Source organism: Acinetobacter lwoffii, from assembly GCF_029024105.1.
Classification (GTDB): Bacteria; Pseudomonadota; Gammaproteobacteria; order Pseudomonadales; family Moraxellaceae; genus Acinetobacter; species Acinetobacter lwoffii.
The window spans coordinates 1195816-1222519 of sequence record NZ_CP118963.1 but is presented as its reverse complement, the minus strand read 5'-3'; the positions used below and the strand labels follow the sequence as shown (position 1 = coordinate 1222519).

Sequence of the window (26704 nt, the reverse complement as noted above, 5' to 3'; positions counted from 1 at the left end):
GGGATATTTAGCGCCAGCCTTTGCGGCCGGTCAGTACCGCATCCGCACAGCGCAAGGTTTCCTGCGTCAGGCCCCAAAGACGGTAATCTCCGGTTAATGAACCTGTCGGGAAATTATGCGTATAGGCAAAACTTAAATTCCGTTCAGGGTCACACCAGGCACCAGAGCCATTAAAGCCCATATGACCAAAACCTTTAGAGGCTTTTCCTAAAGTGAGAACACGGTGGTAACCCAAGCGCCAGTGCATCGGTAAAGGCATGACCCGATCTCTTGTTTTGTATTGCACCTGACTCAGACGTTGGAACATCTCAGGCGAAATCAGTTGCTGTCCTTGCCATTCACCACGACTGGCCAGCATGGCATAGATTTTTGCCAGACTCTCTGCGGTAAATACTCCATTGGCAGACGGAATAATCGCTTTTAGACCTGCCTCACTAAAGAAACTGAATTTCTTCATGCCTTTGGGAATCATGCCATCCTGAAAATCCTGAGGATCCTGCCCGCTAAAGACCAAGGCTCGCTCCATCAGGTTCGGCTTTCTTGGTGTGGTTTTTTTCGAAGTCTGTGTTTGAGACTTGGTTACCTTAGGCTTTAAAATAGGTAAGGCCACCCGAGCCAACTCATTCGTCGGCACGCTGAAATAGGCGCCATTTAATTGTAATGGCTGAACCAGATATTCCTTCATCAGTACACCCAGTTTTTTACCTGTTGCTTTTTCCAGTACACCACCCACCTGCCAGCCAAAGGTCAGCGGTTGATAAGCGGCATCTGTAGCAACCTGAAAACGTGGTTCTGCTGTCGCAATCCGGTCCAGCATATGCGACCAGTCGGCCATTTCAGTGGCATCATCAATCATATTACGGATATCAAACAGGCCACTTTGATGACTGAGCATATGTGCCAGAGTAATATTTTCTTTACCCTTTTGTGCAAATTCAGACCAGTATTCTGCAACCGGTCGATCATAATCCAGATAACCTTGACTGACCAGAATATGCGCCAAAGTCGCCAGCACACCTTTACCTGTGGAATAACACAGCGACATGGTATCCGGTTGCCAGTTTTCAGTGACAGACTTTTTACCGGTATAAATATCGACGACCTTTTGCCCCTCAAAATATACCACCAGTGCGGCACCACCCTGTTCGGTACGTGCATCCTGCAAACGGCTAAACTGACGGGCAAGGTCACTGAAACGCTCATCGACATTGCCCTGATAATTATGCTGATCAGCAAACAGATAATCTTTAATTGGCTGCATCATTCTATCCATAGAATATTGATCCCTTAAAATGAAAAAGCCTAAATCGGGTTTAGGCTTTTGATTCAGATTTAAATTGCTTTGATATGGCCGGTGACGTGTGGTTTTTGATTTTTACTGCTTCGTATCAGAAAATCTGTATCATTGGCTGCCTGTGCCGTCAGGAACTCAACTTTAGATGGCAAGTACATCGGCAACTTGAACCAGACATCAGCTTCATAAGCATCTGGCAATGACAGATTCGCCAGTGCTTTGGCCTTGCTCCACATACCATGTGCAATCGCCTGTTTAAAACCAAAAGCTTTCGCTGTGACTGCATGAATATGGATCAAGTTAAAGTCGCCTGAGGTCATGGCATAACGACGACCAGTATTCTCCGAGATGTTCCATTCATTATTGAGTATATATTCTGGCGCTTGGCTTTCTGCAGGTTTTGCAGCAGCTTTAGCATTGGTCTTTTGACGTGACAGATAAGTCGTCAATGCTTCAACTACGACCTCGCCTCCCACTTTGACTGTAGTAATGAAATCAAACTGCACGCCTTTATCGTGCGGCTGCAATTCGCCAAATTTGCATGATAGGGTCAAGGTTTCATTGACGCCAATTTTACGGTATTGCTTCACTTGGTTACGGATATGTACCAAGCCCAAGATCGGAAATGGAAATGCTTCTGAAGTCATCATGTGCATTTGCAGACTTTGTGAAAGCACCGTCAGATAGATTGCTGGAATATAACCATTATTTTTAAAACCGCAGACTTCATTATAAGCTTTCAAATGTTTTTGATCGACCTTGAATGAATCCACCACATATTCAACTTGCGGTAGAACTTTTTCAGCTTTCGGCTTTTTAAAAATCAAGCCCTGAATCACTTTTGGATAGGCTAAATAAGGTTTTGGAAGTTGACTAAAATGGCGCGTATTCATACTGAACCTTTAAAATATTCTTTTCATTTATATATGAGTGGAGTTCTCTCTCCCTTTGGGAGAGAGTTAGAGAGAGGGCTAAAAAAAGCCCCTAATCTCCCTCTCCTAAATCCTCCCCCTGAGCTTCAATAAAAGCGCAAGAGAGAATTTGAATGCTTTAAGCCCCTAAAAGACTTTGACCACATACACGTATCACGTTGCCATTTAAACCTGTTGATGCAGTAGCAGCAAACATTGCAATCGTTTCTGCAACATCGACAGGTAGACCGCCTTGACTCATCGAATTCATACGGCGGCCCGCTTCACGGATCGCAAATGGAATCGCAGCCGTCATTTGTGTTTCGATAAAGCCCGGTGCAACGGCATTAATGGTTATACCATTTTTTAAAGTTGGTGCTGTGAATTTCACCACACCAATCACACCCGCTTTAGACGCTGCATAGTTGGTTTGACCCAGGTTACCTGCAATGCCTGAAATTGAGGATACACAGATAATACGACCATTGGCATTTAGACCATCGTTGGAGATTAAATAGTCATTTACACGTTCAATCGCAGACAGGTTGATGTTAATCACCAGATCCCATAGCTCAGGCTTCATATTGGCCAAAGTCTTGTCACGGGTAATACCGGCATTGTGCACAATAATGTCCAGACCACCCTGCTCAGCTGCTGCCGCTTTGATTTTCTCACCTGCATCTGCAGCAGTAATATCAATAGCTAAAGTTGAACCGCCAATTTCACCGGCTACACGATCAAGGTCCGCTTGCTGCTGCGGAACATCCAGACAGATGACATGTGCACCATCACGTGCCAATACATGAGCAATCGCTTCACCAATACCACGGCTCGCACCGGTTACTACAGCAGTTTTGCCTGCTAATGGTTTAGTCCAGTCCACATCCACTTTTTCAGCAGGTGAAACACGGATCACCTGACCAGAAACATAGGCAGACCGTGGAGAAACTGCAAAACGTAAAGCAGACTCAAGATTTGCTTTAGCACCAGCATCTACATAGATCAGGTTCGCTGAAATTCCCTTTTTAAACTCTTTACCCACAGATTTTACAAAACCTTCCAGTGCGCGTTGAGCAATGGACTGGCTGACTGATTTAGCAGTTTCAGGCGTAGTTCCTACAATCACGACACGGCCAGAACTTTGGATTTGACGTGCAATCGGGTTGAAGAAATCATAAAGTGATTTTAACTGTTCTGAGTTTTCGATTCCTGAAGCATCAAAAATGACAACTTTGAATTTTGATTCTTTATCGCCTGGATTAAATGCACCCAGATTCAGTCCAGCTGATGCAGCAGCCTGTTGTAATTCAGCATTGTTACCTGCATAGCTATTGGCATGAATATTTGCCAGAACCTGAGCAATAGCACCAGTCAAGGTACTTGCCGGTGCTGCTCCAAACAATACTGCACCTTTGACTACAGGTGTAGCAGACTCAAAACGCTCTAAAGAAGTTGGGGATGGCAGACCCAAATTTTTAATGACAAATTTACCAATAGGAGATTTTGCAAAAGTTTGGTACTGATCAGTCATGTTTATTATCTCTCATACAAATTAATTTTTGGTTGATCTAAAGTTACCCTTAAACTTCAATATGATGCCAGACACATATATTTCAATAGATCCGCCAGATTCCGCCCAATCATACTTGAGATAATAGGCAGATGACTTGACCTGAGCGCAGTCTGTAATGTCATTGTAGTCAATACAGCCTATCCTCTTCTATGCTAATGTAAACACCAAGAAGACGATCTATTTGCCTGGTAAAGCCTTATGAGCAAAACAACTCAAGAAAATCCAGCAGTCGAGAACTCTGCGACAGAAACTGTGTCAAAACCATCAACGCGCACCAAGCGTAGCACTAAAAATACTGACACAGCCACTGGGACAGAAAAAAGTCCGACTAAAACCTCGCGTACACGGAGCACACCTGCCCGTGCCAAAAATACGACTTCATCTGAAAAAGATTTAATCTCTACAACACAGACTTCTGTTCTACAGGAACCAAACATGAGCCAAAATACAGTTCGCCGCGTTGCGATTATCGGTGGTAACCGCATTCCATTTGCACGTTCTAATGGTGCTTACTTTACGGCATCCAATACTGACATGTTTACAGCAACCCTGAACGGCCTAGTTGAACGCTTTAATCTGCAAGGTCAACGCTTAGGTGAAGTGGTTGCGGGTGCAGTACTGAAACACAGCCGTGACTTCAATATGACCCGTGAATGTGTACTAAATACTGCCCTTGCACCTGAAACGCCTGCTTATGACATCCAGCAGGCATGTGGTACCGGTTTGCAAGCGGCATTTCTTGTTGCCAACAAGATTGCTTTAGGTCAAATCGAAGTGGGCATTGCAGGTGGTGTAGATACAACTTCCGATGCGCCGATTGCTTTTGGTGATGGTTTACGTAAAGCACTGCTTGAGCTAAACATTGCGAAAACTGCAAAAGACCGTCTGAAAGCACTGACCAAAATCAATGTGAAAGACCTGATGGATGCACCAAAAAATGGTGAACCGCGTACAGGTCTGTCTATGGGTGATCATCAGGCAATTACCACACTGGAATGGGGTATTTCCCGTGAAGCGCAAGATGAGCTAGCTGCATCTTCACACCAGAAAATGGCTGCAGCATACGAAGAAGGTTTCTTTGATGACCTGATCACGCCATTCCTGGGTCTTAAGCGTGATAACAACCTGCGCCCAGACTCTTCAGTTGAGAAGCTGGCAAAACTTAAACCTGCTTTTGGTAAAGGTGATGCACGTACCATGACAGCAGGTAACTCTACGCCGCTAACAGATGGTGCTTCTTGCGTGCTCTTGGCTTCTGAAGAATGGGCGAAGGCAAATGGTCATGAAGTATTGGCTTACCTGACTTTCCAGGAAACTGCCGCAGTTGATTTTGTCGAGAAAAAAGAAGGCCTGTTGATGGCGCCTGCTTATGCCGTGCCGCGTATGCTGGAACGTGCAGGTCTGAAACTGCAAGACTTCGACTATTATGAAATTCATGAAGCTTTTGCATCTCAAGTATTGTCTACGCTGAAAGCTTGGGAAGATCCGAAATTCTGTAAAGAGCGTTTAGGTCTGGATGCACCATTAGGTTCAATTGACCGTGCAAAATTGAACGTAAAAGGCTCTTCACTTGCTGCCGGTCACCCGTTTGCAGCAACTGGCGGTCGTATCATTGCGACAGCAGCAAAACTGATTAACCAGAAAGGTTCAGGTCGCGTACTGGTATCGATCTGTGCAGCCGGTGGTCAAGGTGTAACGGCGATTATTGAAAAATAATCTGTTGACCGATCCAATTAAAAAGCCCCTCAAATGAGGGGATTTTTTATGTTTTAGGGATTTGGCATCGGGTTATTTTTAAAATATTCATCCACTTTGTTCCACGGTGCAGTCGATGCCACACCTTTCACCATATTCTGGTTCACACCCTGACAAAGCGCGCTGTCGGGTGTTAGGTGGAAAGCATTCGCATTTGGGTCCATATAAGGAATTGAGCCTGGACGGCGCTGGAAATAGAAGTTTAACCAATCGACCATAGCTTCAAAGCCATAATTCGACATGGCCCAGGCACTATTATGCCCGCCCCAATGATGACCAAATTCATGTGCAATAATTCGATAACCAGATAATCTGTAATGGCCATAGAATAACCAAGTATCTACTCCTAATACTGCTCCACCACCTAAACCACCACCCATATTGGTAATGCCAAGATTAATTTCATTGCGGTTAAGAATTTCCCGATAGATCCGGACATAATCTTCTGGCTGAAAGAAACCATTCGGCCCTTCTACCTGACCATCATTGCCAAAAAAATCGTGTCCCATGACCGCTTTATGGTTAAACCATAAGGTTTCAAATTCTGGAGTACTGAGCATATAGGCCAGATTGGTCATCATCATGACCCATTCCCGGGCATAGACCGGCGTAATACGGCACCATTTATTTCGCTCATCATAAGTACCGAAATAAATTTTCCATTTGGCTTTAATCTGGTTCAGCTTTTTGACATGCTCATCAGTCTCAGAGCTAATTTTCAGATCAAAAATATTACTTGGATTTTGCGTGGTCTGACTCAGACCTGCCAGCTGGACCGAACCTGTGCCATCTAGCAAAGGGAAACGGGATTGATCGGTCAACTTGAGATCAAAATTTGCCTTTGAAAATGGCGTCAATTGATCCAGCTTAGCCAGAATCACCCAGTCTTCTGAGTTTTTAATCTTGGCACGAATCTGCAAATCACGTACAGGCACAGCACTGTAACTTTGCACATGCAGGTGGTTGCCATTCAGTGTTGCCGATAAAATCTGGTTCATATAAACATGACGCTGGCTGCTATTGGTCAAGGTTTCCCATGATTCACCATCCTGTAAGACACGGCTTCTCTCGCGTGCCTTAGATTCGGTTAATATCACAGGTGGACTGAGTTGAGTCGATTTATTCTGTTGCAGGGTCAGCATTGGCAGAATATGAATTTTCTGATTGGCCATATGCAGCAGATTCTGACCATAAATATAAAGATCACTTGCCTTGGCTAACCGGCTGTTCTGGGTTTGCCCTTTTAAAATATAATCTCGGAAAGTATCTACACTTTTACTGGATAAGATAGACTCCAAGTTAAAGGATTTTTCCCGGTAGCTTTCTACAGTGCCATCATTTCGTGACACATAGACCAAGCCATCGTTATGACGATGCATGACTGCCGACAAATTCGTTTCTGTTAAAATGGGCGCAATATTATTTCCATTTTCCTGAATCTGATTGATATCGTGAACATAGGTTGTGCCATTCGGCAAGCTGGTATACAGATAATTCCCCATGACTTGCATACGGGCATTACAGTTACGTGCACAGCCCGGTAAGCTGAGCCGTGCAAACTTCCTGGCTTTTAAATGGTTCTGCGCCGTCACATCACTTTGACGCCAGACATTAATGCGGCCTTCAATATCAGGCACATACACATAACGGTCGTCAGCAGTCACCGCATTGCTATGTACCAGCGCATAATTAAGCGCATCGCCCCACCACACACCTGTACCGAGTGCCATAATGAAGTTCGGTTGCTCGCTACTAATATCTAAAACATCAATTCGGTTCGAGCCATAATTGGCCACATACAAACGCCCTGCATGAATTTCCAGATCATTCAGACTGTCCCATTTTTTGGCCAGACCCGAAATTTTCATAGGATCAATCGCACTGAGTGCACGTTTTTGTTTTAAGTCATAACGTAAAATATTCGATTCGGCCTGACTATTGGCAATATAAAGGACATCGCCATTTACCACCATGGCGGTGGGATTCCAGGTTTTCAGACCGAAATTCCCTGCTGTTAATTCCGAACCTACATCCAGAACCTTAAACTCTGCAATTTTGCTCAGCTGCTCTCCCGTACCTGGTGAAATTACGGGATCGGGAAGCGTCGGCTGTGAGGTACTGCTCTCACCTCCTCCACCCCCCACAACCAGACATCAGCAACACGATGGACACTGACAAGGTCACTCGTCTAAATAACATTGAATTCCCCAATAAATTTAAAAATTAAAATAAAAAATCAAAGTCTTATAGCTTAATTTTCAGTTGGGTTCGAGCATAAAAAATGAGGACTTGATCAAGTCCTCATCGCTGAATATTTCACCTTTCGCATTCTGAAAAGGGAGTCTGAACTGTGTGGTATTTTTTATGCTGTATTTTATGATGAGATTTTCCGATAATCTGGCTGTAGCCCCAGTCTGGCTTCTAGATGATCATAAATCCACTGAAAAATAAAGGTATATACGAGAATACAAAGGGTTAGAGCTAAGTCCAGCAAAAAGGCCTGAGCCAGACTCATGTGTAAGGCATAAGCCACCATCGGAATGGTCGCCAGCATCAAACCGCCTTCAAAGCCAATTGCATGAGCAATTCGCACTTTAATGGTTCTTTTTAAACGATGTTTCGCTTCAAATTTTTCAAAATAATGATTAAACAGCATATTCCAGAGTACTGAAGTCAGAGCCATGGCAATCCCGAGTGCACCGGTGACCTCAAGCGGCATATGCATCAATGTACTTAGCAGGACAGCGATCACGACCAGCAGAATGCCTTCATATAAGGCAGCATGAATCAATCTTCTTTTAGAAATTAACATATCAAATCAGCTCAATTCATTACATGATGCAAGAATTTTATTTCTTTAAATCTGACTATTCGAGTTAGAATCTATCAATAAAAATGAAAGATAAAATTATGAATGTTAATCAAGAACAGCTACTGATGTTTAAAACTGTGATGGAAACCGGTTCTTTCTCTGCGGCTGCCCGTCAACTAGGTAAAGTACCTTCCGCAGTCAGTATGGCCATTGCCAATCTGGAAATAGACCTGAATCTAGAACTGTTTCAGCGTATAGGTCGTGAACCGAAACCGACCGCACAGGCGCAGGTATTGTATGAAAAAACCCAGCAACTTCTGGTCGAAATGAATCAGTGGAAACAGCATGCTCAAGCCCTAAGTTCAGGCCTGGAATCTGAACTGAATATTGTGGTGGTTTCAGAATTGCTGCATACGCGCTGGACCGATTATATCGTGTTACTGGAACAGGAATTTCCTGCACTGCAAGTCAATGTATTCAGTGCACCTCAGGAAGATGCACATCGTATGCTGTTTGAAGGTTCAGCGCAGCTGGCCTTGATGTTTGAACGCGAACAACTGGAAACACGGGAACAGTTTGTGGAATTGAAACGTGAGGTACTGGTGGCTATAGTCGCCAAACAGCATCCCCTAAGTCAGTTCGATCAAGTCAGTTATGAACAGATTTTGCAAAACAGGCAGATTGTGGTGGCCAGTCGGGATCGCACCATCAAGCCGGAACTACTCTTTTCACGAAATTACTGGCGCACCGACAACCACCACTCTGCTTGCAGCATGATTCAGCAAGGACTGGGCTGGGGGGTTCTGCCACTCGAAATGCTGAATGAGCAGCCACATTTGCAAGATCAGTTACAGGTTCTCAACCTGCTCGATTTCACCCCAAAGTTTGAATATTTTGTTGATCTGGTCTGGAGCAGAGAAACCCGATTAGGCACAGCTGCTCATTTTTTGATTAATCACTTGCGCAAACAACGTAAAACCGGGCATTAATCACAGAAATTCAACGACAGTCTACTTGGTAAACCGGCCATTTATGATATATAAGAAAGCATAAGCAATAACCATAGAACTAGATCGTAATGACATTAACTGCATTAAACCAATTAAAAAACTTGACGACCATTGTGGCAGACAGCAGTGATTTGAGTGCCATTGAAAAATTTCGTCCGCTTGATGCAACCACCAATCCATCGCTGATTACTGCAGCAGCAAAACAACCTGAAAATCAGGCCTTGATTGAAGCTGCTTTTCAGCAAGCCCAGCAAGAAGGCTATGCAGATGACGCTCTGATTGAACGGACTATTGATATTTTAACGGTCAAATTTGGTGTAGAAATCTTAAAACTGATTGAAGGTCGTGTTTCAACGGAAGTCGATGCTTCGCTGTCCTTTAATACTGAAGCTACCATTGCCAAAGCCAAAGAGTTACTGGCACTTTATGCGCAATATGGAATTGACTCAGACCGCATTCTGATCAAGATCGCGTCTACCTGGGAAGGCATTCAGGCAGCGAAAGCACTGGAAGAACAAGGCATTCATACCAATCTGACTTTATTGTTTGGTCAGCATCAGGCCCATGCCTGTGCTGATGCCAAAGTAACATTAATCTCGCCTTTTGTCGGCCGTATTCTGGACTGGTACAAAAAAGCTGAAGGCGTTGAGTCTTACCCGATTGAAAAAGATCCGGGTGTACTTTCGGTTAAGCGTATTTATGAATTTTATAAAGCGCATGGTATTCAGACTGAAATCATGGGTGCCAGCTTCCGCAGTATTGATCAGGTTCTAGGCTTGAGCGGCTGTGACCTGCTCACGGTAGCACCAAACCTGCTGGCCGAACTGGAAAATGATCAGCGTGAAGTGCAGGCCCAACTCTCAGCCAAAGATATTAAAGTTCAAGGTGAACTCAGCCCAATCAGCCCTGCCGATTTTGAAGCACAACTGAAACAGGATCCGATGGCCAGTGAATTATTGCAAGGCGGCATTGACGGTTTCATTAAAGCCCGTGAGCAACTGGCTGCTTTATTACGTGAAACTTTCCTGAGTACCACTGAGATTTAAAGAAAATTTAGCAAATTTCTCCAAGCCGATGTTGCTATAATGCCGCATCGGCTTTTTTGTTCATGCGAGTTTTTCGTGTTTGGTATCACAGATCTAACGACCTTTATCATTGGAACCACGTTGATTGTGCTACTGCCCGGGCCGAATTCCCTGTATGTCATGTCGATTGCTTCGCGCTTTGGGATTAAGACGGGATATATGGGTGCCTTGGGGGTTTATACGGGCGATCTGATCCTGATTATATGTACAGCATTGGGAGCAGCTTCTTTACTGCATGCCTTTCCGGTACTGTTTATTGCACTGAAAGTTATTGGAGCGATCTATCTCAGTTACTTGGGTATCAAGCTAATCATTGCGGCCTACCAGACTTTCTTTCCGGAAAAGTCATCACAACGCGTCCAGATTAAAAAGACGACTCCAGATACGGTAGAATCTGTTCAGCCCTTTCGTACAGCGCTCACAATCAGTATTTTAAATCCCAAAGCGATTCTGTTTTATCTGTCTTTTTTTGTGCAGTTTGTCGATCCTGCCTATCCTTATCCAGCCCTGACATTCACGCTTCTGGCTGTAATCTTGCAATTGATCAGTATGACCTATCTGTCGATCCTGATTTTTTCTGGTGTAAAACTGGCCTCCTATTTCAATCAGAACTATAAAGTGACTGCCAGCTGTGTCGCGGCGGTTGGGATCCTGTTTTGCGGTTTTGGCCTTAAACTGGCGACTTCAACTTTCTAGCAATGACCGGCTTCAAGCCAGCAGACCTCTGGATAAAATTGTTAAAAACATTGTGTTGATACGTGAAAAGCGTATGATTTAAACGCATTTAAAAATAGTGTCATGGATGATGCCAAAACTTTTACAAGATCTCTCCTTTCCCGCCATCATGGCCGGTTTTATTACCTGCATGATTGGTATCAGTGTTTCTGCCGTACTGGTTATTGAAGCTGCGCAAAGCCTGGGTGCCAATCAGGCACAGATCAGTTCCTGGTTGTGGGCACTGGGTATCGGCATTGGAGTTTCCGGGTTTCTGCTTTCCTGGAAATATCGCTATCCGATTTCAACCGCCTGGTCGACTGCCGGTCTGGCGCTGGTCATTGCTTCTGCCGGTCACTATAGTCTGGGGGAAGCAATTGGCGCTTTTCTGATTTCTGGTGTCCTGATTGCCTGTCTGGGATTCTTTGGAATTTTCGAGCGAATTTTTCAGTTTATTCCACAAAGTTTGACCAGTGCCATGCTAGCAGGTGTGTTATTAAAATTTGGCATCTCAGTGTTTGGTAGTTTGCAACAGTCATGGGAATTTGTGGTTTGTGTACTGGCGATTTATCTGGTTTCCAAAAAACTGAGTACGCGCTATAGCATCGTGATTACCGTGTTGATGGCTATTGCCCTTTGTCCGTTCTTTATTAATTTTACTATTCCACAGCTGAACTGGAGTATTGCCCAGCCGGTCTGGACTACGCCTGAATTTAGCCTACAGGCTATTTTAGGACTGGCTTTACCCTTAATGGTGATTAACCTGGCATCGCAATACCTGCCCGGCTTGGCTGTGATTAAAAGTTATGGTTATCCCCCGAAAGTAAATTCTATTCTAGGCTGGACGGGTATTACACAGACGATGTTGGCACCATTTGGCTGTTTTAGTGTCAATCTTGCCGCAATCAGTGCGGCGGTCAGCCTGGATGTCCAAGCGCATCCTGATCCGGCCAAACGTTATATTGCCGGTATGAGCTGCGGCCTGTTTTATATCCTGATGGGTTTTTTTGCTGCGACCTTGACCAGTGTACTAATGGCTTTTCCGGGGATTCTGATTACAGTATTGGCAGGCATTGCCCTGTTTGGCACCATTGGCCACAATATCGCGCTGGCTTTTCAGGACAGTCATGACCGTGAAGCAGCACTGATGACATTCCTGTTTAGCGCCTCTAATATCCAGTTTTTTGGTATTGGCTCCGCTTTTTGGGGACTGCTACTTGGTCTGATAGTTTATTTAATGTTTAAGCTTAAACCGCAAGTGGCATAAGCTTATTGTAGAAATGAGGCAGCTACCTTGTCTGCCTTTTTAATGCCCTGCAGTCTGGGAAAACAGGTTAATCACCACCACACCGGAAATGATCAGTGCAATCCCGATAAAAGCGGGCAAATCTAACGCCTGTTTAAAGATTACATAGCCTACGATTGCCGTAAGAACGATGCCTACTCCCGCCCAGATCGCATAGGCAATGCCTAAAGGAATCACTTTAATCACCTGAGACAATAAATAAAATGCAATACAGAATAAAATGACTACTGCCAGAGATGGCCATAATCGGGTAAAGCCTTCTGACTTCACCAGAAATGTTGATCCAGTCACTTCGGCAATAATAGCCAACGCCAACAACAAATATGCCCATGAGACAGGATTCATTTTTTAAACTCCAAACAATTTTTCAATGATTGCTGTCGGGACGATCTGACATGATCAATCTTGAGAGATTCATTTTGCACAGTTTTCTCTTCAAGGGGAAAGCTGATGTAAAAAATCCAGTGTTTTGACAAAGGTTTGCTGACTTTCCTTTTTGCCCATAAAAAACTGATATTCATGAATAAGCCAAGCCTTAGACTCCGGATAAAATATTTCAGTCACAGGAATCTGCTGTTCCTTCAAAGCTTTTACAAATGGTAGCGACTGAGTATCGGTCAGAAAATCCTTGTTCCCGCCACTGATGAACACTGGCGGATAAGACGGCGTAATATACTGGATTGGAGAAATCTGCTTTAAAAACGCGGCATCATGTTTACGCTCGCCGGTATAAGCCTGAATCAGGTTAAAGACACCCCATTCAATAATTTTCATTTCTTCAGGTGCTGTGCTGGCAAATGCTTCCAAGTCATAAATTCCACAATGCAAGATTAAACCTTTAAGCTGCGCAGGTTGCAGATGAGGCTGAATACCGGATTGGTTGGAAAATACAGGATTAGTCAAAAGAGCGGCGTAATGGCTGGCCATATTCGCCCCGGCAGAATCTCCGGCCAGATATAGGTTCTGGGCATCGATTTGATAGGTTTCTGCATAGGTATCGAGAAATTCAAGTGCCTGATTGATCTGGTGTAACTGGCTTGGATAGGTCGCTTGTGGCGCAAACTGATATTGCACGGATACCACATTATAGCCCTGTGCCGCCAGCAGCTTGAAATAACCCCGTGCATGTTCTTTAGAACCTGAAATCCAGCCGCCGCCATGAATCCAGACAATAGTCGGTCGCGGGCCAATACTGGCAATATTCTGCGGCTGATACAGATCCAGAGATAATTTCTGCTGCGGCGCATAGGTAATATTTTGCTGGACGATAACCGCACCAGGCGCATAACGATCCATCACTTTTTGCTGCAAGCCTGTGGTCAGGTTAAAAGCACCGGCAATGACTTTACTGTTCTGTGTGGTCTGACAGCCGGAAAGAATAACTGAACCTATGAGCAAAAGATGAATGGCAAAAAACCTCAAAACTGTCCCCTATACATGATCTAAAAACAGGCTACGGCAGTTTAAACCATCCTGCTGCAAACGAGGACTATTCATCCTCTTATTTTTGATCATTAAAACTGTAAATCCGAGTTTTTTACTCTGTTTTTTTCATCACTTTTACATGAAAAATATTTGTAATTTAATAAGTTTTTTCAATTTTACCGCTTTTTTGCAATTGCACCCGCCACAGCACTGTGCTATCAATAAACCAAGCCTAAAAATCAGACAACCTGCGGAGAAAAGCCATGGCTTATCAACATATTTTAGTCCCAGTGGACGGTTCAGAAATTTCCTTTTCTGCAGTACGACATGCTACCAAAATTGCCAAGGCATTCGGTAGTCAGCTTTCCCTGATCAGCCTGATCGCAGAAGATCCTTTTACCGAGGCTGATTTCTATTACAGCTCCTCCATCATGAAGGAATATTTTATCGAGGCACATGCCAATGCCAAAAAGGCCTTGAAAGAAGCCACTGCCATCGCAGCCGGTGAAGGTATTGAAGCGCAATCCCGCATTGTCACAGGTTTAGTCAATGCAGAACATATTGCTGAAACCGCGGGTGAGGTGAAAGCCGACCTGATCGTCATGGGTTCTCATGGCCGTAAAGGCTTCCAGAAAATGATTCTGGGCAGCTTTGCACAAGATGTATTGGGTGCGAGTGAAATTCCCGTACTGATCGTGAAAAAATAATCCTGATGCTGCGCATCTTCAAGATGCGCAGTACTTGCTACTTTTACATTTGGAAGTCTAACAAAACATGCTGTGGAGATTTACTCGCTTAAACCACACTCCCCCTTTACTGCAATAATAAATATGAGGAAGCACCATGAATAACTATGATCATCTTCTCGTAGCACTCGATGAGTCCTCGATTTCCTATGCTGCCGCAGATCATGCCCTGGAACTGGCCAAAGTATTTCATAGCCATGTCACTTTACTCAGTGTGATTGCGGTGGATCCCTTTAAGGGCGTAGATTTTTACAAAGTTGCTCCTGCAGTCACAGACTATTTTATGCATGCAGAACAAAATGCGCTGGATCGTTTAAATGAACTGAAACTGAACTTTGTTCGTGATGGCATCCAGGTGACGACAAAAATCCTGCATGGCATGGCACCGTCAGAAGGCATTATGCAGGCTGCAAATGAATCCCCGACCGATATGATCATTATGGGTTCACATGGTCGTAAGGGTCTGCAAAAACTCATGCTGGGCAGTGTCGCTCAGAATGTTCTGGCACTTTCCTCTATTCCAGTCCTCATCGTCAGACAATAAGATGCTTGATCAAAGCCTGTATGATGCAGGCTTTTAGCGAAGTTTTTGATTTAACTCACTTAAGAATATTTCAGCATCAAGCTGGCTTTGAAATACTTTTTTGTATTCTCCGACCTGCTGAATGGAATGCGGCGTATATTGAATGGAGATTTCAAGTAAGCCATTTTCAGGATTCTTGCTGACATGTACGGCAATAATATGCTGGCTATTTAAATAAAAACCATCTTCAATTTTCACTAACATATCTTGGACAACCTCTAGTAAGCGAATCTGTAGATCCCTTTACCTAGCTTACAGCTTAATAAACAAATACTCTTTTCCGTATAATCATACTGTAACACCCTTTAGTACTTACCTAAGCCTTTAGAGAAATTCAACTGTATTTAAAGCCAGCGTTTGAAATAAACAGGAAATAAAAAACCGGATCAGGTCGATCCGGTTTTTTATGAATATTGATGTTATACGCTGAGCATACTATTGAGTGTCTCAGACACATTTTTAGATTTAACCAGTGGCTTTAAGGTTTCAAGCTGTGCTTTCACTTCACTGCGTTGCGGTTCTGCCAAGGTATACCAGCGTGACAATACCTGTAGCAAACGTGAGCCTACAATCGGATTTTTCTCGTCCAGATATTTTGCCAGTCCAATAAAATGCTGCACGCCAAAGCTCCAGGTATTGACCGGATTAGCATTCAGCCCCCCGCTCACTGCACGGATACGGTTAGGCACAGCCAGATCATAATCCGGATGCTGGGTCAGATACGCAATCGTTGCATCCGTTGCTTTTGGATGTGCTGCCTGAACCATAAACCATTGGTCTAAAGACAAGGCTTCATCTTCAAAGCGGCTATAGAAATCTGCCAAAGCTTCTTCTGCTTGTGGTGCATCATTCCAGACCAAGACTTTCAGCGCACCCAAACGTTCAGACATATTGCCTGTGTGATATTGCTCATAGGCTAAATCAAAGGCAAATGCATCTCCCTGACGAGCCATCATCGTCAGCATAATATTTCTTAAAGCACGCACACCCATCGCTTGTGAGAATTCAGATTGCAGATCAGGATCCAGATTAAGATAAGTTTCTTTCGCTGTTTCTCCAAAAGCACGTGCCAAGGTATGCAGCAAAGCCTCACGCTTTTCCTGAATCATGACCGGATTATAATCCTGATCAATACGGCTACCTAAATAACCTTCCGACGGTACATCAAACAGACGTGATGCCAACAGCGGATCTTTCTCAATCACATCCGGCAAGGTATTGAGCATAGCCTCGATATAAATTTCTGCAGGCTGGTCATCCAGCAAGATACGCTCGAGTAAGGTCTGAGTTGCTTGCCACTGGTTAAAACCATTGGTCTCGTATTGCAACAGGAAAGCCAGTTCTTTTTCTGAATAGTCAAAGTCCAGATTCACCGGTGCAGAGAAATTACGCAGCAAGGACACCACCGGTTTTGCTGTCACACCGCTAAATTCGATCGTGGCTTCATCCTGATCAAACAGATACACGCCATCTTTGACGCCATTTCCAAAGAGTGCCTCAGAGTTCAGCGTTAGCTGCTCACCGCTTTCAGCATCAAACAATGCCAAAGCCACTGGAATTGGAACTGCTTTCAGATTCGGGTATTTGGCATGCGGTTTCAGGCTTTGCTTGAAGTGAAGACGATAGATTTGGGTCTCAACATCGTACTCAGCTTTTACTTGCAATTTAGGCGTACCTGGCTGGTTGTACCAGGTCAGGAAGTTTGAAAGATCCACACCTGAACCTGCTGTAAGCGCGGCCACCCAATCCTCAACTGTTACCGCCTGACCATCATGACGGCGGAAATATTCATCGGTTCCCTGACGGAATTTTTCCTTGCCAAGCAAGGTCGCCATCATGCGGTTAATTTCCGCACCTTTTTCATAAACAGTGGCAGTATAGAAGTTGTTAATTTCTACAAAATGATCCGGACGCGGTGGATGCGACAGCGGCCCTGAATCTTCCGGGAACTGATGCGCTTTGAGAACTGCTACATCATCAATACGTTGTACCGCAGCCGACTGTAAATCTTCCGAGAAAGACTGGTCACGGAATACAGTCAAGCCTTCTTTCAAACATAACTGGAACCAGTCACGACAGGTAATCCGGTTACCAGTCCAGTTATGGAAATATTCATGTGCAATGACTGACTGCACTCGCATGATTGCGGCATCAGTGGTGTACTCTTCATCGGCCAGCACGCATGAAGTATTGAAGATATTCAGACCTTTATTTTCCATGGCACCCATGTTGAATGCACTGGTCGCCACGATCATGTAGTTATCCAGATCATAAGGCAGACCATAATGCTCCTCATCCCAGCGCATGGAATGTTTGAGCGCTTCCATGGCGATTTTGCATTTTGGAATATCTTTTTCTTCTGCATAGATTTCCAGAGCTACATTGCGGCCTTCCGATGTGACATAAGAATCTTTCATCACTGCCAAATCACCAATGACACAGGCGAACAAATAGCTCGGTTTCTTGGTCGGATCCTGCCAGATGGCATAATGACGATTGGCATCGACTTCACCTGTTTCCAGCAGGTTACCATTTGCAAGCAAAACCGGATATTTCTTATCTGCTTCGACACGCGTCGTAAAGACCGACAACACATCTGGACGGTCTGGATAGAAAGTAATTTTACGGAACCCTTCTGGTTCATTTTGGGTCACAAACAGATCTGAACTGGCCTGATATAAACCTTCCAGCATCGTATTACTTTCAGGGTGGATTTTAACCACAATTTCAAGCAACACTTGATCAGGTGCATTGGCAATGACCAGCTGTTCAGCATCCAAGTGGTAGTCACTGGCATTCAGAGTTTGACCATTTAACTTAATCGATTGCAGCTCTAGATCGCGGCCAAGCAGAACCAGATCGCCAGCAGTTTGGCGCTGCATCTCCAGCTTGCTGCTGACCAGACTGTGGTCACTATAGACTTGAATATTCAGGTCGATGGAATCAACAATAAAGGAAGGTTTTTGATAGTCTTTTAAATAAATGGTTTGATCCGCTTCGATCACCGGGTTTGCCGCAATATTCATGTCCTGTCCTAATCTTTTATCGTGTTCGACATTGTTCATGTCAAAATCATACGCCAAGTTTTAAACGCTGTCTGTGCATTTGTATTGTTAGATCTAATATGGGCATTTCATGCACCACTTTCAATGCATTCTGCCTAATTGAGCAGCACTCGACTCTACATAAGAAATATCTGTGCCATAAAAATAGTCAGGATCATAATTTCTGACATTTTCATAAATAACTGATTTAAAAATATATAATTTTATTTGCTGAGTACCGAATAAATTCTGATTAATAAATGAGCACACTTCTTGCTACAGTTAAACTGTGTTTTTCCACACTTCCAATGAAAGAATAATGATAACGATGATGAGGTGAGCCATGTATTTAAAACAGCATGTTGTACGGATCGAAAATATCAAAACTTTGCAGACCCTAGATCAGGCCAATATTGACCATAAAGTGATTGCACTGTTGATGAGCTGTGAAGGCATTCCGCTTCAGGCCCATGAAGTGACTGCCATTCTTAACACCTACGATGCACTCGGTGCCAAAAAAGTGCCCTCTAAAAAGGTTCAGGCCTTAATTCATGCTAAACATCGCGGCGAGGAGGACGACACATTACCCTGCCCGGTTTAAAAAGCGTCATTTCATGTTTTAAAATCAGAGCTACTTCGGTAGCTCTTCTTCTGTTTGGATGACTATTTTTGATTTAGAAAAATTGCACCAGTCCACTACGTTTGCATCTCATCAGCCGTGTATAATCAAATGCCCGTCCATTCTAGAGTTGCCCGCGACCATGGTATTCAGTGTTCTGCAAAAACAGCTTGATGAAAGTACCCACTGCCCGCTGTGTAAGGCATCGATGTATTGGATTGAGGCAGAGCAATATGATCAGGAACTGAGCTATCATGAATGCAGCCATTGTCAGCATCAGCTTTACTCCGATCAAAAGCACAATTGTTATTGTGAACGATGTCTGGCGCAGCGTAAACGCATGCTCAAGGAAGTCCGTTTACAGGAAAACCGTCAATATCATAAAAAACAGGATCGACCGGTTCTTGAGCTCAATCAGCTCAGTTTTATCAATAAACTGTTTTTACTTGCGATTCTGGATGAGCAGGTTCAGGAATATAGCCAGCACCGCGAATATATTGACTGGCATCAAATTCGATATTATTCCATCAGTCCCAACTATCTGTTCCAACATGGTCTGGTAAAAAGCCTGATCCGGGATCAGGTTCTGATTCCCAAAGATCTCCAGCAGGAAAATCAGCATTATTATATTAATGTGCGACTGGATGGTTATTCTGAACCGACCCTGTTCAGTATCACCCAGCAGCTGCGCAACTGGTTTTATCAAAACCTGAGCCAAGGTGTGCCCTTTAAAAGTGCAGATGAAGTCAAAGATGCACTCTATTGCCTGCTATATGAAGAAATCATTCAGTTTGCCCAATTCTATTGCCGTAGCTGGAATGTGCAAATTGCCGGAAATCAGAGCTTTCAGACCTTTTGCTATCGTCTTTTGGATGTACTGGCTGTGGGTCAGATTTATTATCTGGTGCAGACCGGGCTGGAATATCTATATAAACAAAAAGCCCTCAAGCCCCGCAATGAAAACTTTATTAATACCAATCTGCTGAAAAAAACCTTGCAGCAGTACCGCGAACGTTCAGTTACAGAAAAATGGGAAACCTCTACCCTGCCGCGTCCACCGCAACTGGCATTCAGCAAGATGAGCGAAATCCTGTTTTATCGGTTTTTGGGCTATGATGAAAATATCTTCTTTCAGCCGGTGTGGCGTTCGTGGCACAAGATCGAACCTCGCCTGAAATTCTATTCCCAAAAACGTTGTATGCATTGCGGCTCACAGGAACTGTCGGTGGATTATGATGCCAGTGACTATGTCAGCCTGTTCTGTCGTAGCTGCAAGCATCAAGACCATTATTTTACCCGCTGACCGAATACAACGAATCTTTCTCTTATTCTAAATGACCATTATGACGACTTCTACGCAAGCACTACAGCAAACGCTTCTGGATCAGATCTGTGAGGCCTGGTTGAAACTTCAGCAACAGCAGCCCCTGGTGCATATCATGACCAATACGGTGGCCAGCAACTATGTCGCCAATATTGTACTGGCTGCGCATGCTTCTCCGGCCATGATCGACAATCCGTTTGAAGCTGAAAGTTTTGCCAAGACTGCTACAGCGATCAGTCTGAATCTGGGTACACCGACGACAGAGCAGGTTCAGGCGATGCAGATTGCTGCGAAAACTGCACATCAATTGCAAAAACCGTGGGTGCTTGATCCGGTCGGTTATGGAACAGTTCTGCGCTGGCGTTCTGGCGTCGTAGATCAGTTGATGCATTCCCAGCCTACGATTTTACGAGGCAATGCTTCTGAAATTGGTGCTTTGGCTGGCAAGCAGATCGAGTCCAAGGGTGTAGACAGCACAGTAGACAGTGCGGATGTTTATTTACAGGCGCGAAGTTTGCTGGATCATTGTGAATGTATCGCAATCTCCGGTGAATCTGATTACATTATTTCGAAAGACTATCCTGTGATACAGGTGTCAGGCGGTTCTGCTTTACAGCCCCGAATCACGGCGATGGGATGTGCACTCGGTGCACTGATCGCTGCCTATAGTGCAGTAACGTCTCCAGCCCTTGCTGCATTAACGGCACATGTACATTTTGCAATTGCCGGTCAATTGGCATTTGAACGCGCACAACAGTTAGGCAGTTTTAATGTCGCCTTTCTGGATGAAATCCACCAACTCAATACTGAAACAATCCGAAAATACGCCAACTTTAAAATTCTGCCAGAATCCATTTAGTTTACTGGTCGCTTCACAGGGTGTTTATTCTCTTGAATAGATAAACGCCCCTATTTAGATTGATCCTGCTCATTTGCTCTATTGACCTCATTAGAAATGTTTTGTCTAGCTCTTTCGGAGATCATTTTTGAGTCGTTTTATTCTGAACTGAGTAGGCTTCATGCAACTTATCTAGTGATTTCCACACAAACGGTTTCCATTTTACTTAAGATCTGTTTGCATCATGCAAATCTAGTTCATGTGAATTGTAGTTCAATTTTTTGTCAGTATTTAAATATGACTTTTAAGTTTTGATTAACAGGTTACATGAATCAATATTTGATGCTTGATCATGCTTATTTTCGATTGCTGACTTGACTTTTTCGGCTTCAAAATCTCACTGCAATATCCGGATATTCAGCTCAATCGGGAACATGACTAATAGTATGAATAAACTGATAAAAATCAGTTTAAACGAAGGCTCATATTATTTTAATGAGCCACATTCAACAGACATGCATTAAAAAAGCCAGCTGCCACTAAAGCAACTGACTTTTAGAATTTGAACAAATAACGTATTTAAAACACCTGTTTAAACTGCGTAATGAATGCTGACCGACTTGATACGATTGCTTTCAATTTCAGTGACTTTGAACTGTACACCCTGATAATTTAACTCGGTGCCCACTTCAACCGTACTGTTGGTTTTATCCAGAATCAAACCCGCAACACTGATATAACCCGCATCTTCATCAATCAGATCAATCATGCCAAGTTCCAGCTCAAGCTGATACAGGTCTAACATGCCCGATGCGATCCAGTGTGTATCATCGATTTTAACTAGATCTAGCTGCTCATCAGCATCCGGGAATTCACCAGCAATTGCTTCAAACACATCTAGCGGTGAAATCAGACCCTGCACATTACCAAACTCATCACTGACCAAGACCAAAGAACCTTTAGAAGTACGCAAGGTATTGATTGCATCAATAACCTTCATCTTTTCAAAGATATAAATTGGACGATGACGTTTGATCAGTGCTTTTAATTCTTCCGGCTCTTCCAGTACATCCAGTAATTCTTTGGCACGTACTACGCTAATGACCTTATCCAGGCTACCGCGACATACAGGGAACAGACTGTGTGGAACAGACAGAATTTTTTCACGGATCTGTTCTGGGCTATCTTCCAGATCAACCCATGAAATCTGACTGCGCGGCGTCATGATCGAAGCGACTGAACGCTCTGCAAGGGTAAGCACCCCGCCAATCATATAGCGCTCTTCATCTGCAAAGGTTTCTTGTGCCTCATTATTTTGAGTATCAGTCGTCTCTAGCTTGCCACCCATCAATTTTAAAATCGAGTCGGCAGTACGATGACGCAAAGGAATCTTAGATTCATGTTTAGCAGCATTACGCTGACCGAACTGGTTAAATGCTTCGATTATGATCGCGACACCAATACCTGAATAGATATAGCCTTTTGGAATATGGAAACCAAAACCTTCTGCTATCAGACTGATACCAATCAAAAGCAGGAAGCTTAAACACAGAATCACCACGGTTGGATGGCGGTTCACAAAGTTGGTCAATGGTTTCGATGCCAGTAGCATCACGCCCATTGCAACAATCATTGCAGCCATCATGACATAAATGTTGTCGACCATACCAATGGCGGTAATTACTGAATCTAAAGAAAAAACAGCATCTAAAACAACAATCTGTGCAACAACAGCAGTGAAACTTGCATATACCACGTTGGTAGATACTGTGACTTCAGGTTTGCCTTCAATCTTTTCATGCAGCTCAGTAACGGCCTTATACACCAAGAACAAGCCACCAAATAACAAGATCAGGTCCCGACCGGAGAAGGTCCAGTCAAACACGGTAATCAATGGTTGTGTCAAAGTGACCAACCAAGCAATGGCAAATAACAGACCTAGACGCATAAACAACGCTAAAGATAAACCAATCACACGGGCCTTATCACGTTGTTCAGGAGGTAGTTTTTCAGCCAGAATGGCAATGAAGACTAGGTTATCAATACCTAGAACAATTTCAAGAATAATAAGAGTAATTAAACCTACCCAGATTCCGGGATCTAATAAAAATTCCATTAGAGAATTACCCCGTTCGAGTAAGCTAGAAATAGAGATGGAAGATCAACGCACGGCGAGGGATCCATTAAAATAAAACCTATGCAACTTAAGACTATTCCATTATGCATAAACTGAGTATTTTGTAATGTATTAATTTACAAAAAAATTACATGATCATGATTTTACTGAGACTTTTAAAACCGACTGGTTGATGTTCAAACTAGTTAATTTTAATTTTAATTTTTCTACATCATTTATTCTAATTGAATTAAAAATAAACAACATTTAGTTCGATTTGACCATTATTTTTAAGGTTACTTAAAGATTAAAGTATAAACTATTTTTTTATTGAAAGAACAATCACTTAAAAATATCGCTTCAAACGCTCACTCAATGTAGTCACTAAAACCATTCAATAGCCTATCTTCTCCTAATGAATTAATTCATTAAAATGCAATTGCTTATATTTAAAATTAATTTAAAAGGCTGATCAACAATCATAAAATGTCTTGGCAGCAGTTCTACTCTTTAAAAATAGGCTGAAGAATTAAATTTATACAAAATATTATCGCCTTTCATCCGATTTTAAAAAACAATCTCCGCACCTGATAAGGCTCACATGCAGAACTGATCAACTCCTTAGGGTGTTAAGCAAAACTAAAAAGTGTTAGCGCTTTAACATTTTTAAAATAAAGGTTGAAACATGCATAAACTTTTTCATAAAATGAACGGGCCCTAGAAAAATAAATACAAGGAACATTTCATGACTAAGAAATATGCAAAATTTTTGCCGTGTACGGAAGAATTTAATTTAGAAAACTTTCCATATTATTGGGTAACTCAGGTTCATGCTCAATATGTCCTTAATGTCGATCATGCACTAAAAAAATATGGTGTTGACAATTCCCGCCGCCGTATCCTTCTTGCCTTAAAATCAAAGCCACATGCCAGTGTTTCTGATTTGTCAGAAATGGTTGTCTCTAAAATGTCGACCACAACTAAAATCGTTTATCGTTTAAAGGACGAAGGTCTGGTTGAAACCTATTCATGTGAGGATGATGCACGGATTACCCGAGTATTTTTGACCGATAAAGGCATGCAAATGACACATAAGATCAATGATCTAACTAATGTGGTACTGGAACAGTCATTTGAAGGTTTAACGCCTTTGCAAATTGAAAAAACCATGGAAAGTTTACGTCATATTTTCAAAAATTTAGCTCGTTAAGAGACCTACTTTTTATTTTAAATAGACGCTGGCGAATTGGCGTACACTTTACAATAATAAATAATTCGCCAGAGCTTTCTAAAAATCAAAAAAGTTCAGTTGTGGACTGACTTTTTTGATTTTTTCTTTTGGTACATGTGAACATTCGAACTCTTCTACTGGAAAGCCCTCTACAAAGCTATGAATATCTGGATGCCTTAGCGTTAGCCATTCTTGCAGTCGCTGCTGTGGAATCACAATAACCGAGCGTTTGATATTACCCGGCTCATGAAACTCCTTCATCATGGGATGATCAATTGCATCCATGGTAATCATGCTGGCAGAGCGTACAATTTCACCTTGTACCCGAGCAATCTCATACACAGCTGCAATAAAAGTCGCCTGACCATCTTTACGTCTTACACCCCAACGCTGCGGTTTATTGTCAAAATATTTAGACTCATAAAATTCCGATACCGGAATGACGCCAAAATGACATTTGGCGGTGGCTTCAGCGAAGGTGGGCTTTTGCAGTAAGGTTTCATTTCTGGCGTTATAGGTCTTGGTACCTATAGTTTTGTCTTCTGCCCATTTCGGAATGAGTCCAAAATTCACGGAACGCCATTCCAGTCCTTGAGCTGAATGAAACAAAAGCGGTGTAGCATAATTGGGATAGACCTCCTCTGGATATTCAAAAGGAATTTCTGGCAATCCCAGATTATGCAACTGTTCTAAGGTTAAAGGCTTAAAGTTGGCGCACATGGTTCATATATGTAAATCATTCGACTATCAGATTATAGCGTGATGCCAAGTCTAAGCCTGTCGTATTTCTATAGTTTTAGGCGCGTTGACTGTTATTAATTAGGTACAGTTAACCAATGTGTCCGGGTAAATTCCTCAAAAATCCAGCGGCCATTAAAACGACCCAATCCTGAATTTTTCTCGCCACCAAAGGGTGCGTTTGACTGGTCTGCAACACTAATGCCATTAATATGTGTCATCCCAATATCCAGTTGTGCGGCAAAAGCAGTGCCTCGCTCGATGTTTGAGGTACATACTGCACTGGACAAACCGAACTCAGTCGCATTGGCCAGATTTAAAGCATGTGCTTCATCCCGGGCTTTTAAGATAGGTAAAATCGGCCCAAAACTTTCTTGCTGCGCCAGATCGGAATCTTCCGCGACATCAATAAAAATATGTGGATAGACCAGATTCCCTTCGATTCCCCCTTCATACACCAGTTGCGCGCCCTGCTCACTCCCTGTTTGAATGATCTGTTGATGTTTTTCAACCTGACTCTGGTTAATGATCGGTCCAATCACGGTATCTTCCAGATTTGGATCACCCACTGGAATCATTTTGATCTGATCCAGAAGTTTATCTACATAAGCATCATGGATTGATGCATCGACAATGACCCGATTGGTACTCATGCAAATTTGTCCCTGATGCATAAAACGCCCCATCAGCGTCAGTTCAACTGCTAGATCAAGATCGGCATCATCCAGAATAACCAAAGGTGCATTGCCACCCAGTTCAAGTGCCAGACGCTTGATTCGGGAACTGGCCAAGGCTTTACTGCCGACACTTTTCCCCACTTCAGTCGAACCGGTAAATGAAATCATTTTCGGCGCTGAATGCTCAACAAAATAATCCCCGATTTCACTACCAGCCCCGGCAACGATATTCAGTGCACCTGCAGCTAAACCTGCTTCTTCAAATAGCTTGCCGATTAAGGTACCGCCAGTCACCGGGGTATCACTGGCCGGCTTCAATACAACGGTATTACCACAGGCAATTGCAGTAGCCACTGAACGTAAAGACAAATGAAATGGAAAGTTCCATGGACTGATGACTGCAATCACGCCTAAAGGCTTGCGCAAAACCAGACTTTTACGTGCGGGATCTTTACTTTCCAGCTGTTCTGTTTGTATCTGATCTGGAAAAGCCAGACTTTCCTGAATAATGCCCAGAGCAGCATCTACCTCTAGGCCTGCCTTAATACGTGTACTACCAGATTCAATGATCAGCCAGTCAATGATTTCATCACGACGCTGCTGAATAATTGTGATCACATTTTGCAGCACTGTTTTTCGTACTTCAGTGGAATTCAAAACACCCTGCTGAAAAGCCTGCTCTGCTGCGGTATAAGCACTGTCTACATCGACAGAACTGGCCGCTGCCATGCTAAAAATTTCACTCTGGGTATAGGGGTTTATATTTTTTATTGTTCTGGTTGAAGTACCGCCTTGCCACTGACCATGAATAAACTGCTGGTCTAAATTTTGATATACCGTCATCATTTTATTGTTTCCTCGCATGCTTTGCCCCACTTTAAGAGTTCAGCTGGAAAATTTCTA

General features: G+C 43.3%; 23 protein-coding genes. 11 read left to right on the top strand and 12 right to left on the bottom strand.

The window, feature by feature from the left end; all coding sequences use genetic code 11:
* Positions 1–7 precede the first annotated feature (7 nt).
* From PYW33_RS05825 to PYW33_RS05815, 3 genes are all read right to left on the bottom strand, one after another.
* Entirely contained in the window at positions 8–1273 is a 1266-nt protein-coding gene (locus tag PYW33_RS05825; RefSeq protein ID WP_004645430.1) for a serine hydrolase domain-containing protein, read from the bottom strand.
* A gap of 59 nt (positions 1274–1332) precedes the next feature.
* The gene (locus PYW33_RS05820) at positions 1333–2187 is read right to left on the bottom strand and encodes a MaoC family dehydratase (RefSeq protein WP_004645431.1); all 855 of its coding nucleotides are present in this window, start codon (positions 2185–2187) and stop codon (positions 1333–1335) included.
* 157 nt (positions 2188–2344) lie between these two features.
* The gene (locus PYW33_RS05815; protein WP_004645432.1) at positions 2345–3736 is read right to left on the bottom strand and encodes a 3-oxoacyl-ACP reductase; all 1392 of its coding nucleotides are present in this window, start codon (positions 3734–3736) and stop codon (positions 2345–2347) included.
* 240 nt (positions 3737–3976) lie between these two features.
* Here PYW33_RS05815 and PYW33_RS05810 point away from each other — a divergent pair, with 240 nt between their 5' ends.
* A complete protein-coding gene (locus tag PYW33_RS05810; RefSeq protein WP_004645433.1) occupies positions 3977–5494 on the top strand; it encodes an acetyl-CoA C-acetyltransferase in 1518 nt (505 codons plus the stop codon).
* Between the two features lie 53 nt (positions 5495–5547).
* Here the strand turns inward: PYW33_RS05810 and PYW33_RS05805 are convergent, their stop codons facing one another.
* Positions 5548–7677 (bottom strand): beta-propeller fold lactonase family protein, encoded by a 2130-nt coding sequence (locus PYW33_RS05805; RefSeq protein ID WP_004645434.1) that lies wholly within the window; start codon positions 7675–7677, stop codon positions 5548–5550.
* A gap of 230 nt (positions 7678–7907) precedes the next feature.
* Complete coding sequence (gene aceI, locus PYW33_RS05800) at positions 7908–8345, bottom strand: chlorhexidine efflux PACE transporter AceI (RefSeq protein WP_004645435.1); 438 nt, start codon at positions 8343–8345, stop codon at positions 7908–7910.
* 98 nt (positions 8346–8443) lie between these two features.
* Between aceI and aceR the strand changes: the two genes are divergently transcribed.
* From aceR to PYW33_RS05780, 4 genes are all read left to right on the top strand, one after another.
* Positions 8444–9334, top strand: coding sequence for an HTH-type transcriptional regulator AceR (gene aceR / locus PYW33_RS05795; protein WP_034605838.1), 891 nt, complete (start codon positions 8444–8446; stop codon positions 9332–9334).
* Between the two features lie 89 nt (positions 9335–9423).
* Complete coding sequence (gene tal, locus PYW33_RS05790; RefSeq protein WP_004645437.1) at positions 9424–10401, top strand: transaldolase; 978 nt, start codon at positions 9424–9426, stop codon at positions 10399–10401.
* Between the two features lie 75 nt (positions 10402–10476).
* Positions 10477–11136 carry a leucine efflux protein LeuE gene (gene leuE, locus PYW33_RS05785; protein WP_004278829.1) on the top strand — a complete coding sequence of 220 codons (660 nt, stop codon included), beginning with the start codon at positions 10477–10479 and terminating at the stop codon, positions 11134–11136.
* 109 nt (positions 11137–11245) lie between these two features.
* Positions 11246–12421: a benzoate/H(+) symporter BenE family transporter gene (locus PYW33_RS05780; RefSeq protein WP_004645438.1), complete on the top strand. Its 1176-nt coding sequence runs from the start codon at positions 11246–11248 to the stop codon at positions 12419–12421.
* A 39-nt stretch (positions 12422–12460) separates the two neighbouring features.
* Here the strand turns inward: PYW33_RS05780 and PYW33_RS05775 are convergent, their stop codons facing one another.
* Both PYW33_RS05775 and PYW33_RS05770 read right to left on the bottom strand, forming a co-directional pair.
* On the bottom strand, positions 12461–12805 hold the full coding sequence (locus PYW33_RS05775) for an SMR family transporter (RefSeq protein ID WP_004645439.1): 345 nt from the start codon (positions 12803–12805) through the stop codon (positions 12461–12463).
* 90 nt (positions 12806–12895) lie between these two features.
* On the bottom strand, positions 12896–13882 hold the full coding sequence (locus PYW33_RS05770; RefSeq protein WP_004645440.1) for an alpha/beta hydrolase: 987 nt from the start codon (positions 13880–13882) through the stop codon (positions 12896–12898).
* Between the two features lie 266 nt (positions 13883–14148).
* Between PYW33_RS05770 and PYW33_RS05765 the strand changes: the two genes are divergently transcribed.
* Both PYW33_RS05765 and PYW33_RS05760 read left to right on the top strand, forming a co-directional pair.
* On the top strand, positions 14149–14592 hold the full coding sequence (locus PYW33_RS05765; RefSeq protein WP_004645441.1) for a universal stress protein: 444 nt from the start codon (positions 14149–14151) through the stop codon (positions 14590–14592).
* A gap of 136 nt (positions 14593–14728) precedes the next feature.
* Entirely contained in the window at positions 14729–15175 is a 447-nt protein-coding gene (locus tag PYW33_RS05760) for a universal stress protein (RefSeq protein ID WP_004278835.1), read from the top strand.
* Between the two features lie 33 nt (positions 15176–15208).
* Here PYW33_RS05760 and PYW33_RS05755 read toward each other — a convergent pair whose 3' ends face one another.
* Entirely contained in the window at positions 15209–15418 is a 210-nt protein-coding gene (locus PYW33_RS05755) for a hypothetical protein (RefSeq protein ID WP_004278836.1), read from the bottom strand.
* 215 nt (positions 15419–15633) lie between these two features.
* Complete coding sequence (gene pepN / locus PYW33_RS05750; protein WP_004645442.1) at positions 15634–18240, bottom strand: aminopeptidase N; 2607 nt, start codon at positions 18238–18240, stop codon at positions 15634–15636.
* A gap of 361 nt (positions 18241–18601) precedes the next feature.
* Here pepN and PYW33_RS05745 point away from each other — a divergent pair, with 361 nt between their 5' ends.
* The 3 genes from PYW33_RS05745 (at position 18602) to thiM (ending at position 21060) form a co-directional block, all read left to right on the top strand.
* Positions 18602–18859: a hypothetical protein gene (locus PYW33_RS05745; protein ID WP_004278839.1), complete on the top strand. Its 258-nt coding sequence runs from the start codon at positions 18602–18604 to the stop codon at positions 18857–18859.
* Between the two features lie 160 nt (positions 18860–19019).
* Positions 19020–20180, top strand: a complete 1161-nt coding sequence (locus PYW33_RS05740) for a hypothetical protein (RefSeq protein WP_004645443.1) — start codon at positions 19020–19022, stop codon at positions 20178–20180.
* Positions 20181–20211: 31 nt separating this feature from the next.
* Positions 20212–21060 carry a hydroxyethylthiazole kinase gene (gene thiM, locus PYW33_RS05735; protein ID WP_004645444.1) on the top strand — a complete coding sequence of 283 codons (849 nt, stop codon included), beginning with the start codon at positions 20212–20214 and terminating at the stop codon, positions 21058–21060.
* A gap of 571 nt (positions 21061–21631) precedes the next feature.
* Here the strand turns inward: thiM and PYW33_RS05730 are convergent.
* On the bottom strand, positions 21632–23155 hold the full coding sequence (locus PYW33_RS05730) for a TerC family protein (RefSeq protein WP_004645445.1): 1524 nt from the start codon (positions 23153–23155) through the stop codon (positions 21632–21634).
* Positions 23156–23900: 745 nt separating this feature from the next.
* Between PYW33_RS05730 and PYW33_RS05725 the strand changes: the two genes are divergently transcribed.
* A complete protein-coding gene (locus PYW33_RS05725) occupies positions 23901–24365 on the top strand; it encodes a MarR family winged helix-turn-helix transcriptional regulator (protein WP_004645446.1) in 465 nt (154 codons plus the stop codon).
* A gap of 78 nt (positions 24366–24443) precedes the next feature.
* Here PYW33_RS05725 and PYW33_RS05720 read toward each other — a convergent pair whose 3' ends face one another.
* Together PYW33_RS05720 and PYW33_RS05715 are read right to left on the bottom strand one after the other, a co-directional pair.
* Complete coding sequence (locus tag PYW33_RS05720) at positions 24444–25106, bottom strand: SOS response-associated peptidase family protein (protein WP_004645447.1); 663 nt, start codon at positions 25104–25106, stop codon at positions 24444–24446.
* A 95-nt stretch (positions 25107–25201) separates the two neighbouring features.
* Entirely contained in the window at positions 25202–26647 is a 1446-nt protein-coding gene (locus PYW33_RS05715; RefSeq protein WP_004645448.1) for an aldehyde dehydrogenase family protein, read from the bottom strand.
* Positions 26648–26704 lie beyond the last annotated feature (57 nt).

Bases quoted from the DNA above. Each gene is read 5' to 3' on its own strand.
- PYW33_RS05820 (WP_004645431.1), bottom strand. From the start codon at position 2,187: ATGAATACGCGCCATTTTAGTCAACTTCCAAAACCTTATTTAGCCTAT.
- PYW33_RS05720 (WP_004645447.1), bottom strand. From the start codon at position 25,106: ATGTGCGCCAACTTTAAGCCTTTAACCTTAGAACAGTTGCATAATCTG.
- PYW33_RS05740 (WP_004645443.1), top strand. From the start codon at position 19,020: ATGGTATTCAGTGTTCTGCAAAAACAGCTTGATGAAAGTACCCACTGC.
- PYW33_RS05810 (WP_004645433.1), top strand. From the start codon at position 3,977: ATGAGCAAAACAACTCAAGAAAATCCAGCAGTCGAGAACTCTGCGACA.
- PYW33_RS05775 (WP_004645439.1), bottom strand. From the start codon at position 12,805: ATGAATCCTGTCTCATGGGCATATTTGTTGTTGGCGTTGGCTATTATT.
- PYW33_RS05815 (WP_004645432.1), bottom strand. From the start codon at position 3,736: ATGACTGATCAGTACCAAACTTTTGCAAAATCTCCTATTGGTAAATTT.
- aceR (WP_034605838.1), top strand. From the start codon at position 8,444: ATGAATGTTAATCAAGAACAGCTACTGATGTTTAAAACTGTGATGGAA.
- PYW33_RS05765 (WP_004645441.1), top strand. From the start codon at position 14,149: ATGGCTTATCAACATATTTTAGTCCCAGTGGACGGTTCAGAAATTTCC.
- PYW33_RS05825 (WP_004645430.1), bottom strand. From the start codon at position 1,273: ATGGATAGAATGATGCAGCCAATTAAAGATTATCTGTTTGCTGATCAG.
- PYW33_RS05760 (WP_004278835.1), top strand. From the start codon at position 14,729: ATGAATAACTATGATCATCTTCTCGTAGCACTCGATGAGTCCTCGATT.
- aceI (WP_004645435.1), bottom strand. From the start codon at position 8,345: ATGTTAATTTCTAAAAGAAGATTGATTCATGCTGCCTTATATGAAGGC.
- tal (WP_004645437.1), top strand. From the start codon at position 9,424: ATGACATTAACTGCATTAAACCAATTAAAAAACTTGACGACCATTGTG.
- PYW33_RS05780 (WP_004645438.1), top strand. From the start codon at position 11,246: ATGCCAAAACTTTTACAAGATCTCTCCTTTCCCGCCATCATGGCCGGT.
- PYW33_RS05730 (WP_004645445.1), bottom strand. From the start codon at position 23,155: ATGGAATTTTTATTAGATCCCGGAATCTGGGTAGGTTTAATTACTCTT.
- PYW33_RS05725 (WP_004645446.1), top strand. From the start codon at position 23,901: ATGACTAAGAAATATGCAAAATTTTTGCCGTGTACGGAAGAATTTAAT.
- PYW33_RS05745 (WP_004278839.1), top strand. From the start codon at position 18,602: ATGTATTTAAAACAGCATGTTGTACGGATCGAAAATATCAAAACTTTG.
- PYW33_RS05755 (WP_004278836.1), bottom strand. From the start codon at position 15,418: ATGTTAGTGAAAATTGAAGATGGTTTTTATTTAAATAGCCAGCATATT.
- pepN (WP_004645442.1), bottom strand. From the start codon at position 18,240: ATGAATATTGCGGCAAACCCGGTGATCGAAGCGGATCAAACCATTTAT.
- PYW33_RS05715 (WP_004645448.1), bottom strand. From the start codon at position 26,647: ATGATGACGGTATATCAAAATTTAGACCAGCAGTTTATTCATGGTCAG.
- thiM (WP_004645444.1), top strand. From the start codon at position 20,212: ATGACCATTATGACGACTTCTACGCAAGCACTACAGCAAACGCTTCTG.